Origin of the sequence: Streptomyces sp. NPDC048434 (genome assembly GCF_043200375.1) — a bacterium.
GTDB lineage: Bacteria > Actinomycetota > Actinomycetes > Streptomycetales > Streptomycetaceae > Streptomyces.
The window spans coordinates 1-16,635 of the sequence record NZ_JBICXQ010000059.1 but is presented as its reverse complement, the minus strand read 5'-3'; the positions used below and the strand labels follow the sequence as shown (position 1 = coordinate 16,635).

General features: G+C 68.6%; 19 protein-coding genes and 1 pseudogene. 8 read left to right on the top strand and 12 right to left on the bottom strand.

The annotated features are described in order from the left end of the window. Positions 1–365: 365 nt before the first annotated feature. The 5 genes from ACGFWI_RS38210 to ACGFWI_RS38190 form a co-directional block, all read right to left on the bottom strand. Positions 366–530 carry a hypothetical protein gene (locus tag ACGFWI_RS38210; RefSeq protein WP_393910677.1) on the bottom strand — a complete coding sequence of 55 codons (165 nt, stop codon included), beginning with the start codon at positions 528–530 and terminating at the stop codon, positions 366–368. A 299-nt stretch (positions 531–829) separates the two neighbouring features. Beyond that, the gene (locus tag ACGFWI_RS38205) at positions 830–1,369 is read right to left on the bottom strand and encodes an O-methyltransferase (RefSeq protein ID WP_393910675.1); all 540 of its coding nucleotides are present in this window, start codon (positions 1,367–1,369) and stop codon (positions 830–832) included. Continuing rightward, positions 1,366–2,079, bottom strand: a complete 714-nt coding sequence (locus ACGFWI_RS38200) for an SDR family oxidoreductase (protein WP_393910674.1) — start codon at positions 2,077–2,079, stop codon at positions 1,366–1,368. Before ACGFWI_RS38200 ends, ACGFWI_RS38205 begins: the two co-directional genes overlap by 4 nt. Beyond that, the gene (locus tag ACGFWI_RS38195) at positions 2,069–2,443 is read right to left on the bottom strand and encodes a DUF2218 domain-containing protein (RefSeq protein ID WP_393910673.1); all 375 of its coding nucleotides are present in this window, start codon (positions 2,441–2,443) and stop codon (positions 2,069–2,071) included. Before ACGFWI_RS38195 ends, ACGFWI_RS38200 begins: the two co-directional genes overlap by 11 nt. Then, the gene (locus ACGFWI_RS38190; protein WP_393910672.1) at positions 2,440–3,285 is read right to left on the bottom strand and encodes an NmrA family NAD(P)-binding protein; all 846 of its coding nucleotides are present in this window, start codon (positions 3,283–3,285) and stop codon (positions 2,440–2,442) included. The genes ACGFWI_RS38195 and ACGFWI_RS38190 overlap by 4 nt, the downstream gene beginning before the upstream one ends. A gap of 212 nt (positions 3,286–3,497) precedes the next feature. Here ACGFWI_RS38190 and ACGFWI_RS38185 point away from each other — a divergent pair, with 212 nt between their 5' ends. The 3 genes from ACGFWI_RS38185 to ACGFWI_RS38175 all read left to right on the top strand — a co-directional run bounded on the left by ACGFWI_RS38185 (position 3,498) and on the right by ACGFWI_RS38175 (position 6,119). After that, on the top strand, positions 3,498–4,430 hold the full coding sequence (locus ACGFWI_RS38185; protein WP_393910671.1) for a LysR family transcriptional regulator: 933 nt from the start codon (positions 3,498–3,500) through the stop codon (positions 4,428–4,430). Further along, positions 4,427–4,648, top strand: coding sequence for a hypothetical protein (locus ACGFWI_RS38180; protein ID WP_393910670.1), 222 nt, complete (start codon positions 4,427–4,429; stop codon positions 4,646–4,648). Before ACGFWI_RS38185 ends, ACGFWI_RS38180 begins: the two co-directional genes overlap by 4 nt. A gap of 424 nt (positions 4,649–5,072) precedes the next feature. Further along, positions 5,073–6,119 carry a methyltransferase domain-containing protein gene (locus tag ACGFWI_RS38175; protein ID WP_393910669.1) on the top strand — a complete coding sequence of 349 codons (1,047 nt, stop codon included), beginning with the start codon at positions 5,073–5,075 and terminating at the stop codon, positions 6,117–6,119. Positions 6,120–6,576: 457 nt separating this feature from the next. Here ACGFWI_RS38175 and ACGFWI_RS38170 read toward each other — a convergent pair whose 3' ends face one another. From ACGFWI_RS38170 to ACGFWI_RS38150, 5 genes are all read right to left on the bottom strand, one after another. Then, positions 6,577–7,272 (bottom strand): MBL fold metallo-hydrolase, encoded by a 696-nt coding sequence (locus ACGFWI_RS38170; protein ID WP_393910668.1) that lies wholly within the window; start codon positions 7,270–7,272, stop codon positions 6,577–6,579. Between the two features lie 84 nt (positions 7,273–7,356). Next, on the bottom strand, positions 7,357–7,875 hold the full coding sequence (locus ACGFWI_RS38165) for a 3-isopropylmalate dehydratase (protein ID WP_393910667.1): 519 nt from the start codon (positions 7,873–7,875) through the stop codon (positions 7,357–7,359). After that, a complete protein-coding gene (locus ACGFWI_RS38160; RefSeq protein WP_393910666.1) occupies positions 7,875–9,128 on the bottom strand; it encodes an aconitase/3-isopropylmalate dehydratase large subunit family protein in 1,254 nt (417 codons plus the stop codon). The genes ACGFWI_RS38165 and ACGFWI_RS38160 overlap by 1 nt, the downstream gene beginning before the upstream one ends. Then, positions 9,128–10,024 carry an oxaloacetate decarboxylase gene (locus tag ACGFWI_RS38155; RefSeq protein WP_393910665.1) on the bottom strand — a complete coding sequence of 299 codons (897 nt, stop codon included), beginning with the start codon at positions 10,022–10,024 and terminating at the stop codon, positions 9,128–9,130. Before ACGFWI_RS38155 ends, ACGFWI_RS38160 begins: the two co-directional genes overlap by 1 nt. Before the next feature lie 26 nt (positions 10,025–10,050). Then, entirely contained in the window at positions 10,051–11,496 is a 1,446-nt protein-coding gene (locus ACGFWI_RS38150) for an MmgE/PrpD family protein (RefSeq protein ID WP_393910664.1), read from the bottom strand. Positions 11,497–11,617: 121 nt separating this feature from the next. Here ACGFWI_RS38150 and ACGFWI_RS38145 point away from each other — a divergent pair, with 121 nt between their 5' ends. Then, positions 11,618–12,310, top strand: a complete 693-nt coding sequence (locus tag ACGFWI_RS38145; RefSeq protein ID WP_393910663.1) for a GntR family transcriptional regulator — start codon at positions 11,618–11,620, stop codon at positions 12,308–12,310. Positions 12,311–12,316: 6 nt separating this feature from the next. On the opposite strand, the gene ACGFWI_RS38140 is transcribed toward ACGFWI_RS38145, so the two are convergent. Next, positions 12,317–12,994, bottom strand: coding sequence for an MFS transporter (locus tag ACGFWI_RS38140; protein ID WP_393910662.1), 678 nt, complete (start codon positions 12,992–12,994; stop codon positions 12,317–12,319). Between ACGFWI_RS38140 and ACGFWI_RS38135 the strand changes: the two are divergent. Then, positions 12,911–13,581: pseudogene (locus tag ACGFWI_RS38135) on the top strand (HD domain-containing protein). The gene ACGFWI_RS38140 and the pseudogene ACGFWI_RS38135 overlap by 84 nt on opposite strands. 347 nt (positions 13,582–13,928) lie before the next feature. Here the strand turns inward: ACGFWI_RS38135 and ACGFWI_RS38130 are convergent. Beyond that, entirely contained in the window at positions 13,929–14,903 is a 975-nt protein-coding gene (locus ACGFWI_RS38130; protein WP_393910661.1) for an amidohydrolase family protein, read from the bottom strand. 143 nt (positions 14,904–15,046) lie between these two features. Here ACGFWI_RS38130 and ACGFWI_RS38125 point away from each other — a divergent pair, with 143 nt between their 5' ends. The 3 genes from ACGFWI_RS38125 to ACGFWI_RS38115 form a co-directional block, all read left to right on the top strand. Beyond that, a complete protein-coding gene (locus ACGFWI_RS38125; RefSeq protein ID WP_393910660.1) occupies positions 15,047–15,493 on the top strand; it encodes a MarR family winged helix-turn-helix transcriptional regulator in 447 nt (148 codons plus the stop codon). Between the two features lie 155 nt (positions 15,494–15,648). After that, positions 15,649–15,966, top strand: a complete 318-nt coding sequence (locus ACGFWI_RS38120; RefSeq protein ID WP_393910659.1) for a patatin-like phospholipase family protein — start codon at positions 15,649–15,651, stop codon at positions 15,964–15,966. Positions 15,967–15,978: 12 nt separating this feature from the next. After that, a partial coding sequence (locus ACGFWI_RS38115; RefSeq protein ID WP_393910676.1) for a patatin-like phospholipase family protein occupies positions 15,979–16,635 on the top strand: 657 nt, incomplete at its 3' end.

Genomic DNA, 16,635 nt, shown 5'->3' with positions numbered 1-16,635 from the left:
GCCTGAGAGCCCTGTTGACAAGACGAGGTTGGCTCGCGCCCAGCAGTGTGGGCGATGAGTGTGCAAGACCGGGTGCAGATCGGTCTGCATCAGCATCGAAGCGGTCCGGTTGGTGCGGGCCGTTCCATCTGTGGCCGCTGGGCGGTTTGCTGTCCGTTGTCCGAGCCGGTTGTGCGGATCACCTCTTAGCTTTGCCTTGAGCTTCCAGCTTTGACGCGACCGAGGGCCGTATGACTCGCTGGGGTTGCGAACGGCTGGTGGGATGACGTGCCTTGAGCACTTCCATTAGGGAGCACGCGCACCCTGCACAGGCTCTGGCCTGGAACAAGAGTCGTGACGAAGGAGGCCAGATGGAGATCACCGAGTTACCGGCGCCAGTGTTCTGTGGCGTGGACTGGGCTGAAGACCACCACGACATTGCACTGGTCGATGCGGGCGGAGAGCAACTCGCCAAGGTGCGGATCGGCGATGACGCTGGGGGCCGGGCTCGGGCAGCTGAACGGGAGCATCGCCGAGGTACAGACGTACATCCTGAGCGCCGACCTCGACGTCCTCGGTGCTCAGGCGGCAGATCGCCTTGGGGGTGGCGGTCGAAAAGGCCGGCTGGAACAGGTCGGCCGCCTCGTCGCCGACCGTCCAGCCAGCCTCGCGCCGGCATGCAACGACAGAGTGAACGGACAGCGGTTGAGGACTTGCGCAGGGGCGCGAGGCCGCGAACCACGGCGCCATCAGGCGCGAAGGCACCCCATGGGCGGTTGCGTGACCCGTACACCGCCCGCCTGCCTCGCCGACGAGCAGGGGGAGGACGGATTTCGAGGTGGGCCCTGTCTCATTGGGGTTTGACGGCCAGGAGGGTTTCTCCGAGGTCGGTGTGCCGCCAGGAGGCGAGGTGGCCGCGGATTTGCTCTGCCTGGCCGCCCAGGGCCATGTTGCCGGCGATCAGCAGACCGCCGGGGCGCAAGGTGACGGCCAGTGCTTGGACGGCGGCGGTGGTGGGCGGGTAGCCGTCGAAGAAGGCCACGTCCGCCTCCTGGTCCGCCAGTGCGGGGAGGATGCCGGTGCCCTCTCCGGTGTGCAGGGTGACGTGGTCGGCCAGCCCGTGCCGGGCGAGGTGCTCGTGCGCCCGTCGGCTGTGGATCGGGTCGCGGTCGATGGTGTGGACATGGGCGCCGGTGCTGGCGAACCAGGCGGCCGAGTAGCCCAGGGCGGTGCCGAGTTCCACCACGGTCGTCGCCTTGGCGGCGGCGGTGAGGGTGGCCAGCAGGCTGCCGTCGGCGTAGGGGTAGCAGCCGCAGCCGTGCTGTTCCAGGTGGGTCAGGGTGGCGGCCTTGATGTCGTCGAAGCGGTCGGCAGCCTTGGCGGTGGTCATATGGGTTGTCCGATCGGTCGGATGGTGAGGGTGTTGAGGTCGACACCGGCGGGCTGGTCGAGGGCGAAGCCGATGGCCTCGGCCACTGGTTGGGCGGGCATGGCGAAGGGGGGCGCGGTTCCTTCGGCCCAGAAAGGGGTATCGGTCATGCCGGGGGCGATGAGGGTGATGCCCACGCCGACTGTGGTGGCGTACATGCGGATGTTCTCGGCCAGGCCGGTGACGGCCCACTTGGTGGCCGAGTACAGGTTGCCCGGGGCGTTCTTCAGCCCCGCGACGCTGCCGATGAGTATGAACCGTCCGGCGGTTTCCTGTAGGTGGGGCAGGGCGGCTCGGGCCAGCAGGGCCGGGCCCAGCACGTTGGTGAGGACCATGGCCGGCCACAGGGTCGGGTCGCCGTCGCTGATGGCCGTGCCGCTGGTGCGGAAGTGGTCGGCGGCGGTGAACCCGGCACCGGCCACCGCGGCGTCCAGGCCGCCGAAGTGCTCGACGGTCTCGGCGACGGCGGCCTGCGTGGCCTGCCAGTCGGAAGCGTCCGCGATGATCCCGTGCAGTTCCTTCGGCCGTCCCGCCTCCTCCAGGAAGGCTTGCAGCTTGCTCGGACTGCGGCCGGTGACGGCGACCTGGTGACCGCGGTCCAGGAGCAGGCGGGCGGTGAGCGCCCCGATACCGCTGATGCCGCCAGTGATGAGGATGTTCTTACCGTTCATGGTCATGTTCCTGTCCGGCTCGTGTGTCCGTCGGGGCATCGGCCCGGTGGCGCTGCGCGACCTCGGCGGTTGTGTGATCACGTCGCCACTGCACGACGAGTTCGTCCTTGAGGCCGAACCGCACCAGGTGACGGCCGACGACGTCTTCCAGGGCCGCCAGGTTCTGCGCGCTGCTCTCTACGGTCAGCAGCAGGGTGCCGGGGATGGCGGTGAGGGTGCCGGTGCCGTTCGGGAAGGCCAGTCGGCCCTGCCCGCTCTCCTCGTCCCATGTGGTGTTGATCCGCCGGCCCAGGTGGGCTGCGAGCTGCTTGGCGTAGCGGTGGGGCCTGTCGGTGGCGACCCGCGCGTGGGAGCGGCCGGTCACTGCTGTGCCTCCATCCGCGCGAGGCTGGTCCTGGCGAAGTCCTCGATGGTGATCTGACCGCGCTCGGGAGAGCCTTCGAAGCGGATGTGCCCGGTGTTGAAGCCCTCCCACATCTCCACCCAACTGCCGATTGCGGCCCGGGGGATGCCGAGCCGGGAGAGTGTCTGCTCCCACTGGGCGCGCTCGATGACCTGCGCGGTGACGGGCCGGCCGAGCGCGGCGCAGAAGGCGGAGGCGACGTCGGCGGGTGTGTAGTCCGCCGGGGCGGCGAGCTCGATGGTGCGGCTGTCGGTGCGCTGGAGCTCACGCACCACCGTGGCGGCGATGTCAGCCACGGCGACGTGCGGGACCGGCCGGTCCAACGGGGCGAAGAAGGTGGGCAGAACACCGGAGCGCATCGCCGGCAGGCTGGGGAGCCAGTTGGTCATGAAGTTGCCCGCCCGCACGAAACACGCGCCCAGCGGATGCAGGGCCCGCTCCAGAATGTGGGTGGTCACGATGTTGCCGGTGCCCTCGGCGTGCTGGGCGCCGATCGAGGACAGCGCGACCGCCCGAACGCCGCCGGTTTCCAGCGCCGTGCGGTAGGCGTTGGCGACGGCACGGCCTGGGGCCAGCATGTCCTCGGATGCGTAGTCCGGCGGGTTGAGGACGTACACCGCCCGGGCTCCGGCGAAGGCATCGCTCAGCGCGGTCGCGTCCTGCACAGCGGCGTGGGCGACCTGGGCTCCCCGCCGGTGCCAGTCCTGGCCGTCGCGGCCGGGCCGCAGCACCACCCGAACGGGCTGGCCCTGCTCCAGCAGGGTGCGGGCGACAGCTCCGCCGGTCTTCCCGTTGGCTCCCATGATCACGAACATCGTGTACGTCCTCCGAAAGAATCTCGCTGTCGCCCCATCGCGCCGAGGTGGCTTGTGGGGCTGATGCATTCACCGTGCGTGCACGATGGGTCAGCCGTCCAAGACCAGTTACGCAAAGCGCGATGCCAGAACGGCATCGTCCCAGGTCAGAGGTGTTCCGGGACGAGCGATGGCCAGTCGGGCGGCGTTACAGTCGAGCTATGCCTGACATGTCTGATCCCCTCGCGGATCTGGATCTTCGGCTGGTGCGCTACTTCGCCACCGTCGCCGAACACCGCCACTTCGGCCGCGCCGCAGCCGCCCTGCACCTGGCCCAGCCCGCCCTGAGCCGGCAGATCCGGAGCCTGGAAGATCAACTGCGAGTCCGTCTGCTGGACCGCACGCCGCGCGGCGTCGAGCTCACCGAGGCCGGAGCGGTATTCCTGCCCCAGGCCAAGGCACTGCTGCGCTCGGCGGCCCGAGCCGTGGCGCAGACCCAGGCAGCGGCCGAACCGGACCGGCTGGCCATCGGCTACACCACAGGCCTGATCATCACCCCCGCCGTGCAGGCCCTGCGCCGACGCCACCCGGACGCCGACGTCCACACCCTGCACCTGTCCTGGAACGAACCCCGCGAGGCCCTGCTGGACCACCGAGTGGACGCGGTGGTGGCCCGGCTGCCGTTCCCCACCGACCAGCTGAATGTGACCATCCTCTACGACGAGCCGCGGCTGCTGCTGGTATCCGCCGACCACCGCCTGGCCGGCAAGGCGTCCGTCACTCTCGACGACATCGCCGACGAACCCACACCCCGCCTGCGCGACCCTGCGTGGAGCGCCTTCTGGCGCATCGACCCCCGCCCCGACGGACGCCGCGCGCCCGAGGGGCCCCTGGCGGAGACGGTGGAAGACAAACTGGAACTCGTCGCCGCCGGCGACGCCGTCGCCATCACACCCGCCGGAGCCATGGCCACCTACAACCGCCCCGACCTGACCACGATCCCCCTGGAAGGAGTCGAGCCGGGCCGTGTCGTCCTCGCCACCCGCTCCGACGACCGCAACCGCCTGATCACCGCCTTCCGCACCGCCGCCCAAGCCCACCTCACCGGCCCCCCACACGCCGCCGGGCCCGCTTCCCACCGCCGATCGACATGAGCACCCTCCGCAGCCCGCTCCTGCGCCGGATGAGCGCACGCTCCACGCGCGAGCAGCACCGTGCAGCCAGCCCACTGGAGTTGTTCTTCGACCTGTGCATCGTCGCCACCGCCGCTACTCTCGCCACGACCTCGCAACGGCGCGGCGAGCCGGCCTCCGAAGGGCAGGGAAGAACGGACATCACCGGCTGCTGTCGCGGCGGATCGGTCGAGGGCTGACCCGGTCTGGCATGCCCGGCGCGAGTCGGTAGTGCATCACTGGCCGGGCGCAGCGCGTCAGCGTGCAGACGCTTCTGGACCGCGGGGAAGAGAGAGCGATCGGATTTGGTCACGTCCTGCGATTGACCGGCGGGCGGGGCGTTGCTGCGCCACGATGGCCGAGGTTGTTCTCGTGAGGAGGAGTGTCTGTGGGTGACCACCGTAAGCCCGATCCGAATCCCAGTCAGGGCAAGCCGCCGCCGGGGAACTCCGACGGGAAGGTTCCCGACCCGCCGCCCCCGTCGGGAAAGCGGCGGAAGTAGGCGCCCCGATGTCTGAACTCTCCGAGCTCCAGGTCCGCCTGACAAGTGCCATGGAGTCCCAAGGCCTCTGGCCGACGGACTCGCCCTGGGTCCGCCGCGCCGCGGAGCGTGCTCCGCGGCACGTGTTCGCCCCGGATCGTGTGTGGGATTGGGGCGGCGATACCTACGTCCCGGTCAACCGGCGTACGGAGCTCGGTCGTTGGGCGCACCTCGTCTACGGCGGTGTCTACGACTCCACCATCACCCAGGTCACCGACGGGCTGCCCACGTCCAGTCTGTCCTGTGAGGCAGTGGTCGCTGACATGCTGGACTCGCTGATCTTGGAGCCGGAGCACACCACGCTGGAACTGGGCACCGCAACAGGCAGGAACGCCGCACTGCTCTCGACTCGGGCTGGACCCGGCCGGGTCACCAGTGTCGAATACGACCCCCAACTGGCCGCTGCCGCCCACACCAATCTCGCCGCGGCCGGCGCCCACGTTGACGTCATCGTTGGTGACGGCGAACTCGGTGCGCCGGGCGCCGGACCTTTCGACAGGGTCATGGCCACGTACGCCGTGGACGTGGTGCCCTGGGCCTGGGTGGAACAGACACGACCCGGTGGTCGCCTCGTCACTCCGTGGGGCCGGCTGGGCCATGTGGCACTGACCGTTGCTCCGGATGGCGATTCGGCGACCGGCTGGATGCAGGGACTGGCCACGTTCATGCCCGCCCGCGGGATCGACCAGGGAAAGACCTGGGAGCAGGTCCGCGGCAACGAAGCGCCTGATGCTGAAGACTCGTTCGGCCGGAATCTGAAACAGCTGCACCACGACGCCAACGTCCTCTTCGCGCTTCGGGTGATCCTGCCTGACGTCCGGATCCGCACGGAAGCCGGCCAAGGCGTCACCGCCTGGATCCACGACGGCAACTCTTCCTGGGCCACGATCGTCGCTCCCGAAGCCGACCAGGTGGTGGCTTATCAGGGTGGCCCGCGTCGTCTGGCTGCCGAGCTGGAAGAGGCCTGGCAGGCATGGGAGGCAGACGGCGCGCCGGGACTGTACGACTACGGCATGACACGCACCCCGCAGGAGCAGTACATCTGGAGCAACGATCCCGAGGCCGGTCCGCGATGGTCGACGAAGAGGCCCTTGCTCGGGACTGCTGAGCAACGCGCTGCAATGCCATGACTTGCGGCGAGTAGGACACCGGGGTGCGATACGGCCTCAGCCGGCGCTGGCTCACCTCCGCCTGCGCGGAGAGCACCCTTCGCGACCTGCGATGTGGCTTTGCCAATTCGGGATTCTTCAATGGGGGACTTCCGGTTCGCCGCCGCCGGCGCAGAGAAGTCGTGGGCTGCGGCATCTGGCTCGCGCGGGCGGAGCAGGGTCGGTATTCCTTCGTGTGTCTGCCGGACGCACCCCCACGCTGGCACGATAGGGGGAGATGCAGGGGTTCCAAACCTGCCAGCGACTGGATGCGAGCGCTACCGAACGCCAAGGAGATGCCCGTGCCGAAGATGACGAGCGGCCCGGCCCGGTGCTGGCACCCAGGGATGACCACGGCCTCCAAAGAGGACATCAAGCACATGAGGCCGAAGATTGGCCTGTACAGCGGCTGTCGTCTGCCCGGCCTCGGTGTCCGGGCTCAGGATTCCGTGGGGAATTGCTGCAGAAACTCCTGGAAGGTGAGCACTTCGCTGCCATTTAGTGGGGCGCCGTGGGCGAAGCCGACTGCGTTGAGGTCCTGGGGGATGCGGGCCAAGCTGCCGGGCCGGAGGTTGGGATCGGCGGCGAGTGCGGCGGGGCCGATGGCCAGATTGCCGCGGTTGAAGGCTGCGTCCCCCATGAGAATGGTCTTGCTCGGTTCGTGCAGCAGCACGATGTGGCCGGGTGAGTGGCCGGGGGTGTGGATGACGCGCAGTCCGTCGCTGCCTTCCACTACTTCTCCGTCGGAGACGGTGCCGTCTGCGGTGGTGGGGGTCCAGTGGAGTTTGGGCAGGTGGTCGATGAGGCGGCCGATGGTGCCGGATCGTCCTTGGGCCGGTACGCGTCCGGCTTCCAGCCAGGCGCGGTCGGCGTCGTGGATGAGGATGTGTGCACCGGTGTGGCGGCGGAGTTCGGCGGCACCCTGCACGTGGTCGGGGTGGGCGTGGGTGAGGATGACACGGCGGATGTCGGAGGGCTTGCGGCCCAGGGCGGCGATCGTGTTGAGGAGTACTTCGGAGGCCTTGGACCAACCGACGTCAACGAGGGTGAGGCCGTCGTCGCCGTCGATGAGGAAGGCGTTGTCACGCTTGCTGGTGGCGATCTGGGTGACGCCGGGGGAGAGCTGACTGTGCATGAGGGTTCCTTGATCGTGAAGTGTGCAGTCCCTGACGGGGAGGGAACGGTGTTGGGGCGGCGCCGACCCCCCCCAAACACCGGCTCAGTGGCCGGGTGTGGCGGGGGCAGGTATGAAGCCTTCGCGGGCGAGTTTGGGCAGGATGCCGCCGTTGGCCAGGATGTCGAGGACCAGGGGCGGCAGTGCGCCTCCGTCCAGGCGGGTTCCGGACTTGGTGTTCTCGGCCCATCCTTCGGCGAAGTCGAGCCGTGCCGTGTCGCCGTCGGTGAACGCCTTGGTGGCGCCGGGGACGGTGAGGGCGGGCAGGCCGTGGTTGATGCAGTTACGCAGGAAGAGGGAGTTGAACTCCTCCGCGATCAGTGCGGCGATGCCCAGTTCGCGGAACAGTGTGGCGACGGGGCGCGATGAGCCGAGGCCGAAGTTGCGGCCCGCCACCACGATGTCGCCTGCCTCGACCTCGTCGGTCCAGCCGGGGCGCAGTTCGTAAAAGATGTGACGCGCGGCTTCGGATACGGGCAGTTTCATGGCGAAGGCGGGGTACATGGCGTCGGTGGTGACGCTGTCGCCGACGACCCAGACACGTCCGGTGATGAGGGTGTCCATCAGCTGAGTTCCCCTCGCGGGTCGGTGACGTGGCCGGTGAGGGCGGAGGCGGCGACGGTGGCGGGTGAGGCCATGTAGATCTCGGCGTCGGGGCTGCCCATGCGGCCGGTGAAGTTGCGGGTGGAGGAGGTCAGGCAGACCTCGCTGGGGGCGAGCAGGCCCATGTGGTAGCCGAAGCAGGCGCCGCAGGTGGAGTTGGTGACCACGGCGCCGGCGTCAGCGAGGTCCTGGAGGTAGCCGGCGCGCATGGCGTCTTTGTAGACCTCCTGAGAGGCCGGGGTGATGAGCAGCCGTACTCCCGGGGCGACGGTGCGGCCACGCACGATGTCGGCGGCGATCTTGAGGTCTTCGAGCTGTCCGTTGGCGCAGGATCCGATGAAGCACTGGTTGACCGGACGCTTCTCGATCGCTGATATCGGCAGCGAGTTGTGGCTGACGGTGCCGGGGCGGGCGACGTACGGCTCCAGCGACGAGAGGTCGACGGTGCGTGCGGCGGTGTAGGTGGCGTCCGGGTCCGGGTCGGCTGCTGTGTAGGAGCCGGGTGGGGCGCCGTGGGCGGCGAGGGAGTCGCGGGCGAGGTCGTCGATGGGGAAGGTGGAGAAGTCTGCGGAGATCTCGGCGCCTTGGGTGGCGATGGTGCGCCGGTCGTTCATGGGGATCGAGGCGAGGCCCGGTCCGCCGTATTCGAGGTTGTGGTTGGTGGCGTCGCCGTAGGTGCCGGCGATGTGCAGGAAGATGTCCTTGCCGGAGACGGCGTCCGGCCTGGTGCCGGTGAATTCGTAGCGGATGGTGGGTGCGGCCTGGAACCAGGTCTTGCCGGTGCACAGGATCGAGTACACCTCCGCCGGCCCCAGGCCGCGGGCTGCTGTGTTGTAGGCGCCGCCCGCGCAGGTGTGGGAGTCGGTGCAGGCGAGGATCTCGCCGGGGCGGGCGAGGCCGTTCTCGGCGATGACTTGGTGGCAGATGCCGTGGCGCCCCACGTCGTAGAACTTCTCTATGTGGAAGTCGCGGGCGAAGGCGCGGGCGTGGGTGCCGCCGATCGCGTCGTGCACGTTGGGGGCGGGCACGGCGTGGTCCATGATGACGGCGACCTTGTCCGGGTCGTTGATCTTCAGGGGCTGGACCCAGCTGGTGGCGAACTGCAGGTCGATCATGACGGTCATGTCGACGTCGCACACCACCGTGTCACCGGCGCTGACGCGGTCCAGGCCCGCTTTGCGGGCGAGGATCTTCTCCATCATCGTCATGCCCATCAGGCACCGTCCTTCGTGTTGTCGCGGTAGCGCTCGCCTATCGCTGACCACTCGCGCAGCCCGACTAGCTCGAACAGACCCTGCGGGCCGGGCGTGGCCTGGGGCATGGTGCCGCCCATGCGGTTCAGGGCCTCCAGCCCGTGCAGGACGTAGGGGGCGAGCAGGGCGCCGGGGTGGATGGCGATGCGGAAGCCGAACTCGGCGAGACGGTCGGGTGCGGTGTCGGGGGTGAGGCCGCCATGCACCATGTTGATCAGCAGCGGGGCATCGACCTCGGCGGCGATCTTCCCGATCTCCTCGATGTTCTGCGGGGCCTCGACGAAGAGGACGTCCGCGCCCGCGGCCGCGTAGCGGCCCGCGCGGTCGATCGCCTCGTCGAGGCCCAGCGGTCCGCGAGCGTCGGTACGCGCGATGATCACCAGGTCGGAGTTGGTGCGGGCCTGGAGGGCGGCGTCCAACTTGTCGGTGAACTCCCGGGGGGTGACGAGCTCTTTGTCGGGCAGGTGGCCGCACTTCTTGGGGAATGCCTGGTCTTCCAGGTGGAGGGCGGCAACTCCGGCCTTCTCGTACTCGCGCACGGTGCGCGCCACGTTCATTGGTGCGCCGTAGCCGGTGTCGGCATCCGCGATCAGGGGGATGCCGTCGAGTGCGGTGACCACGATGCGGGCCCGCTCGGCCATCTCGCTCTGGGTGAGCAGCCCGATGTCGGGCAGCCCGAACCCGGTGACGGACACCCCCGCGCCGCTCAGGTAGGCGGCACTGAAACCGGTGCGGGCAACGAGGTGGGCGGAGAGGCCGTCGAACACGCCTGGGGCGGTGATCAGGCTGTCTTGGGCGAGCAGCGAGCGCAGCCGCCCGCCCGCGGTGGCGGGACGTGCCTGTTGCGACGGTGACATGGGGATTCCTCGCAGTTCGTAGGGGGTCAGTCGAGGACGCTGCGGGCGGGTGCGGTCAGCAGGTCCACTAGGCGTCCGAGATCGATCTGGTCTTCAAGTTCCAGGACGATGCGTTCGATCTCTGCGGCCCGATCGGCATCGATGACCGTGGCGGTCAGCGCCCGGTACTTCTCACGGATTTCGCTGTTAGTGAGTGGGTCGTCGGGGCCGCCATGGGGCTGGTTGAGGGCCTGGGTGAAGACCTCGCCGCCGCGCAGCGTGATCGTGAGGCGGGTGTTGTAACCGCGCTGGGTCCAGGCGGGGTCCTGCGGCTCGTCGACCTGCTTCACCTCGGTGCGGCCGATCAGCTGCCAGACATCGTCGGCGTCGATCCGGGCGGGCGTGAACTGCTCCGGCCGCACGTGACCGTCCAAGAGGGCCACGGCAGTGGCGTAGGCGATGTTCATCTGGGCGCCGATGGTGGTCAGGGGGCGCTCCGGGGTCCACCACCCGTGGTGGTAGATCGCGTCAGGGACCTCGATCAGGATGGATTCGACGGCGTCGGCGCTCAGCGTACGGCCGTCGGTCATCGCGATGGCGGCGTCGATGGCGGGATGGAGTCCGCCCATGGCCGCGTGGATCTTCACCGTGATCTGCTCGGTGTTCCATACCTGGCCCAGGCCCTTGGTGATCTGGATGGCGTCGGGGTCGTGGCCTTCACCGAAGGTGGACAGGAACCCGCCGTAGGGGCGCTCGAAGACCCTTTTGATGCCGGTGTAGCCGGCCTGGGCGAGCCCGGCGGCGTAGAAGCCGTTGCGGGAGGCGAGACCGTGGTGCATCCGCTTGGACATCGCCTCGTACTGGGCGGCCATGAGACCTGCGGACTGTGTGGCGGCCAGACCGAGCGCGTCCTCGAATGCGGCGGCGTCCAGGCCCCGCATTGCCCCGGATGCGGCGGCGGCTGCGTGCGTGCCGAAGACCGAACCCGAGTGCCAGCCACGGGAGAGCATTTCCGAGCCGTGCAGGGCCAGGCCCACCCGGGTGCCGGTCTCGAAGCCCAGGACCGTCGCCCTCAGGAACTCCGCGCCCGTGACTGACCGCAGCTGCGATGCAGTGGACAGCAGCGCTGGCAGGACCAGTGAGGTGCTGTGCAGCGGGGCTGGCGGGTAGTAGTCGTCGAGCTCGAAGCCCTGGATGAACGTGCCGTTCAGCACGGCGGCTGCCGGGCCGCTGGTGGTGCGTCCCCAGCCGATCACCGGGACGTCTCCGGAGCCCTCCAGGGGCAGGACCGCGTCGACGGCGGTGCGTGACCAGGGCAGCTGGGCGCCGATCAGCGCGCAGGCCAGGCCGTCGAGCATCAGGTGTGCGGCCCGCTCGCGCACGCTGCCGGGGATCTGTTCCAGCGAGGTGGTGGTCAGCCAGGTGGCCAGCTGACCCGTGGGGCCCTCGGGGTCGGTGGGCTGTCGGGTGGTCGTTGGCGTCGGTGCGGACACCGCGCTCACCTCCAATGTCGTGGAACCCGGATCGGGCGGAAGGAGTGGTCCGGTCTCCCGCCACCCCCACATTACAATTTATAACATGTAGTTTCAGTGCGTCGGTGGGTAGCATGGGCGGGTGGCACTGAAGCGAACCTCTCTCCCTCGTACCGCCGAGGCTGTGGCCCTGGCGGAACTCCGCGACGCGATCGTCCGCGGTGACCTACCTCCCGGCGCCCCGATCCGTCAGAGCGCTGCCGCGGAGGAACTGGGCCTGAGCGTCATCCCGGTCCGCGAGGCCCTCAAGACGCTGGCCGGGGAGGGGATCGTCACGTACGTCCCGCAACGCGGTTACACCGTCACCGAGTTGAGCCCGCAGAGCGTGGACGGCATCTTCCGGATCAGGGAACTCCTGGAGGGCGAGGCCGAGGCGAACGCGGCGGCCCGCATGCGGCCCGAGGACATCGCCGCGATGCGCACCGCCCTGGAGGCCCAGCGGGCCGCCGTCGCCGCGGTCGACGTGCAGGGTGCGATTTCCGGCAACCGGAATTTCCACTTCGCGCTGCTCGACCGCTGCGACAACGAGTGGATGTTGCGCTTCATACGGCAGCTGTGGGAGGCCCTGGAGCCGCACCGGGCGCTGGCCTACCGGCGGGCAGCCGCGGCAGGGGACGCCGTCCGGGCCGAGACGATCCTCGGCGAGCACGAGGGGATCGTCGCCGCCTTCGAGCAGGACGACTTCCCTCTTGCCCTGCGCCTGCTTGCCGAACACCGCACGGGCGGCCGGTCGGACTTCCACCGTCTGCTGGTGGTGGACGCGGCACCGGTATAGCCCTCTCTAGATGCCCTCGAGGGCGACCGCGTTGGTTCGGGGGCCGAGCATGGCGACCGCGAGGGCCATCAGCGTGATGATGCAGGCGCAGCTGAGGTAGACGGGGCCTGCGCCGAGCGTGTCGAGGACGGGCAAGGTGCAGAAGGGCAGGATGGCCGCCACCAGGCGGGAGAGCGAGTAGGTCCGGCCGAGTGCGGTGTTGCGGACCTCGGTGGGGAAGAGTTCGGCGCCGTAAGTGCGTGAGACGGTGGCGTTGATGACACTCATCAGTGTGGTCAGCAGCCCGGCCGGGACGATCGAGGCGAAGCCGTAGAACCCGACGGGCCCCAGGGTCTCCATCAGGCACACCAGCAACGTGCGGCGCCGCAGGGCAGGGCCCCAGAGCTTGGGGCGGCCGCTCCGTTCGCCAGCTCCCTCACGGCCGAGACCCAGTGCGGAAGCAGCGGGAAAGGTGCCGGTAACCGGCAGGCCAGCTGTCTTCTCAATGCGGTCCATCGCAGCGAGGGCCTGCTGGGGTTTGTGGGTGGCCAGCCATCGGGGCGACTCGGGGAGGTTGTGGCGCAGCACGTAGACGGCAAGATCATTCCAGCATTTCAGGCCATGGCGCAGGAGGCCTATGCCGACCTCAAGGGTGACGCCGGATACACACATGTTGCGGGGGTCGAGAAGCAGGGGTTCAGCCACGACAGGGCTACGCAGTGGGCTTTGACCTCGTTGTTCGAGGCGTGGGGGTATCCGGTGTCGCGGTCGGTGCGGCGGTCTGCTCATCATCAGGTGGCGCAGTTGCTCGGTGGTCATCACGGTTGTGTGCATCGTGGTCTGGAGTCTCGGCATCTGCGGAACCGTGAGGCGTACGTGCCGGAGCTCGGGGGCGTGGCTGGGAGGCGCAGCGGGTGGCGCATGCGGAGGCGGTGCGTCGGTTGGTGGGCGTTGGCCCGAAGGACGTGGTGCGGGGGCCGTTGCCGGCGCAGGTTGCGGTGGTGGTGTTGGGGCTTGTGGTGGTGGCGGACTGGCTGGCGAGTCAGGAGTCGGTGATCGCGCCGCGGTTGCCGGTTGTGGGTTGGGCTGCGGATGGTGCGGGGTTGGCGGCGCATTGGTCGGAGGCTGTGGGTGTGGCCGGTGGGTGGGTGGCCGAGGCGGGGTTGGGGGTGGCTGAGTGGCCGGCGAAGCCCTTTGGTGAGCAGTTCTCGTTCGCGGGGGCTAATGCGTTGCAGGCGTCGGTTGCTGAGGGGTTGCCGGGGTTGGTGGTGGTTCGGGGTTGTTGTTGGTGAGGCTTGTCACCACGGCGGCTGGAAAGCCTCCGGCTATCGCCGGTCGGCGGCAGGTCGTACGGCAATAGCTCCACGGGCAGCCGGTCCGGTTCTGGTACCGCAGCGCATTGATGATCTCGCGCATCGCGTAACGCCCCTGGTGGCCGCAGACCGATGGATTCTGTGCCTTCCACGCCGCGATCAGTAGCTCGATCCGGCCCACTCGGCCTCGGTCAGGTCGGTCTTGTACGCCTTGCGCTCACCCACCGCCCCAGCGCACCAGGGCCGAGCCCGCCGACGAGCCGAAACCCGCCAACCCCACACGACGGACCAACCGTAGATCGGAAAGGCTCACTATTTCGCCCTGATTAGAGTTCGAGGCCAAAGAGCGCTGCCGCGTTGGCGGAGGAGAACTTCTGCCGGTCCTCGTCGGAAGTGAAGTGTCCGAGGAAAGAGTTGATCTCGTCCTGGGTCGGGTGTTGGAACGGGTAGTCGGTGGAGAAGATCAGCCGGTCGATGGTGGTAACGGACAGGGCGTGGTGGAGCAGCGCGGGGTTGAGCATGCCGGAGGCGGTGATGTGGAAGTTCGTCCGGATGTAGTCCGAGATGGGCCGTTGCAGGCCGGCGAGGCGGGAGAGACTGTCGGCCCGGTCGAGCCAGAACAGCAGCATCTCGCCCCAGTGGCCGAGCACTATCTGCAGGGCGGGGTGGCGGTCGAAGGTGCCGCGCAGGATGAGCCGGAGTACCGCGGTCGCGGTGTCAAGGTGCCAGCCCCATCCGAAGGTGGCCAGGGCGAGATCGGTCAGCTCGCCGAAGCCTCGGTAGGAGGCGTCGCGCACCGCGTCTGAGGGGACCTGCGGGTGGATGAAGACCGGCTGGCCGAGTTCCGCCGCGGCGGCGAAGAATTCGTCGTAGGCCGGGTCGTCGAGGAAGCGGTCGCCGGAGCGGCCGTAGACCATCGTGCCGACGTGGCCCAGGCCCTTCGCGCGCACGAGCTCGTCGACGATGTGCTCCGGGGAGGACATGGGCAGGGTCGAAAGCGCCCGGAACCGCGTCGGGTTCTTGTCGACGGCCGCGATGGCCGTGTCGTTCGCGGCGCGGCTCAGGTGCCGGGCCTGCTCGGCGGAGAGCGGTTGGGTTCCGGGCGGGGTCAGGGCGAGGACCGAGATGTCGATGCCCTGGGCGTCCATCGCGGCGATCCGCTCCTCGCCCAGGTCCTCCAGGCGGTGCCGGTGGTCGCCTATCTCGTTGAAGGCGAGGCTCTCGTCCGGCCGCGGCAGGGCTTTGAGAGCGGACGTGAGGCCCGGGGTGACCCAGTGTTCTTCGATGGCGATGAGGGTCATGGTTTTCGTCCTTCGATCGGGCGGGCGGCGCGTCCGGTGGCTTCGTTCCACCGATGCCTGTCAGTTGACAGCAAAGCTAACGCACGGACTAAAGTAGCTGTCAACTGACAGCAATCGAGGGGCGAAGACGGAGGTCCTGGCGCATGGACGAGGAGCAGACTTCGAGGCTGTTCGAACTCGCCGACCGGATCCTGGCGGTGGGCCGCCACATCGGGGCGTCGAAGGAGGGCGAGGTCGAGTCGGGAACACCGCTACAGGGAGCGGTGATGCGCTATATCGACCGCCACCCGGGCACGACGGCCGGCGAGGCCGCCGAGGCCACCCAGATGATCTCGAGCAACTTCAGCCGGGCGGTGCGGGGCCTGGAGCAGGCCGGCCTGGTGCGGCGCGACACCGATAAGCACGATGCGCGGCGGGTGCGTCTGTATCCCACCGAGAAGGCGCAGGAGAACCTGCAACGACTACGTGAGGTCTGGAGCCGCCTTCTCGAGGAGGCCGTGACCGATTCCGACGACATCGACGCCGCGATCTCGACCCTGCGCAACATCGAGACCCGGCTGGTCGCCCGAACCCGCCCCGGGGCCCGATAAATCCGGCGATCGTGCCGCATCCGATCTGCTGGTGCGCTACTGCGTCGGGTCGAAGGATCCGCTGCGAAGACTCCCACTTCTGATACCGGGCGGAAGAGGCCCGGCCTGCAAACACACGTAACGAGACGATCGACTTCATCGTGAAGGGAGCAGCAATGACTTCTCCGCAAAATGGCTCACCAACACGCGCTCTCATTCTCGGAGGCGGCGGCGCCGTCGGTGTCGGTTGGCAGACCGGTCTGCTCACAGGGCTGCGCGAGGCCGGTGTCGACATGGCGGGAACCGAGGCAATCGTGGGAACATCCGCAGGCGCCCTCGTCGGCGCGCTGCTGTCCAGCGGCCGTGACGTCACCGACGCACTCACCGCCCTGGCAGCGCTCGGGAAGAGCATCGACCCCGACCGCCTGGCGGCAGGCTCTGAAACCTTTCTCAGCGCAAGGCGTCAGGCGAGCCTCGACACCCACCCGCAGTAAGCGCTAAAAGCGATCGGCCACGCAGCGCGAGAGGCGAACACGCTCGACGAAGACGTCTACCTCCACCTGTTCGGCACACTCGACGACGCGGCCTGGCCTGCCGGCTTCCGATGCACCGCAATCGACACCGACACCGGCGATCTGGTCGTGTGGGACCAGGGATCCGGCGTGCCGCTGCTGCACGCTGTCGCCTCCAGTTGTGTCGTACCGGGGCTGTTCCCCACCGTCACCATCAACGGCCGCCGCTATATGGACGGCGGCATCCTCAACCACCTCAACGTCACAGCGGCGCCGCCGGCCGACGTTCTCGTGGTCCTGTCCTGCCACCCCCTCGGGTCCCAGGGCGCCGGAGTCGACAGCGCGCTGGCCGCCTCTTTCGCCAGAATTGACGCTGAATTGGCACAGTTGCGCGCAACTGGACAGCTGGTAGCGGTCGAACCCGATTTCAGCGGCATCGAGTATCCGGCGAATAGGATGGACCCGAACCTCGCCGTCCAGGCTTTCCAGATCGGTAAGCGGCAGGCGGAAGGCGAAGCTGCGGCGATCCAGGCCGCCTGGACCTTCTTTAGTACTCCAGTGAGAATTCGTGTCCTGAGCTGCTTCTTCTTCGGTAGTGGCAGTGGCGGGCGGTGGCTTGGTGGGGCCTGCGCCAGCGGGACCAGTTCAGTG

Coding starts and splice junctions, on each gene's coding strand:
- ACGFWI_RS38210 (WP_393910677.1), bottom strand. CDS start 530: ATGTACGTCTGTACCTCGGCGATGCTCCCGTTCAGCTGCCCGAGCCCG.
- ACGFWI_RS38205 (WP_393910675.1), bottom strand. CDS start 1,369: ATGACCACCGCCAAGGCTGCCGACCGCTTCGACGACATCAAGGCCGCC.
- ACGFWI_RS38200 (WP_393910674.1), bottom strand. CDS start 2,079: ATGAACGGTAAGAACATCCTCATCACTGGCGGCATCAGCGGTATCGGG.
- ACGFWI_RS38190 (WP_393910672.1), bottom strand. CDS start 3,285: ATGGGAGCCAACGGGAAGACCGGCGGAGCTGTCGCCCGCACCCTGCTG.
- ACGFWI_RS38185 (WP_393910671.1), top strand. CDS start 3,498: ATGCCTGACATGTCTGATCCCCTCGCGGATCTGGATCTTCGGCTGGTG.
- ACGFWI_RS38180 (WP_393910670.1), top strand. CDS start 4,427: ATGAGCACCCTCCGCAGCCCGCTCCTGCGCCGGATGAGCGCACGCTCC.
- ACGFWI_RS38170 (WP_393910668.1), bottom strand. CDS start 7,272: ATGCACAGTCAGCTCTCCCCCGGCGTCACCCAGATCGCCACCAGCAAG.
- ACGFWI_RS38165 (WP_393910667.1), bottom strand. CDS start 7,875: ATGGACACCCTCATCACCGGACGTGTCTGGGTCGTCGGCGACAGCGTC.
- ACGFWI_RS38160 (WP_393910666.1), bottom strand. CDS start 9,128: ATGGGCATGACGATGATGGAGAAGATCCTCGCCCGCAAAGCGGGCCTG.
- ACGFWI_RS38155 (WP_393910665.1), bottom strand. CDS start 10,024: ATGTCACCGTCGCAACAGGCACGTCCCGCCACCGCGGGCGGGCGGCTG.
- ACGFWI_RS38130 (WP_393910661.1), bottom strand. CDS start 14,903: ATGACCCTCATCGCCATCGAAGAACACTGGGTCACCCCGGGCCTCACG.
- ACGFWI_RS38125 (WP_393910660.1), top strand. CDS start 15,047: ATGGACGAGGAGCAGACTTCGAGGCTGTTCGAACTCGCCGACCGGATC.
- ACGFWI_RS38120 (WP_393910659.1), top strand. CDS start 15,649: ATGACTTCTCCGCAAAATGGCTCACCAACACGCGCTCTCATTCTCGGA.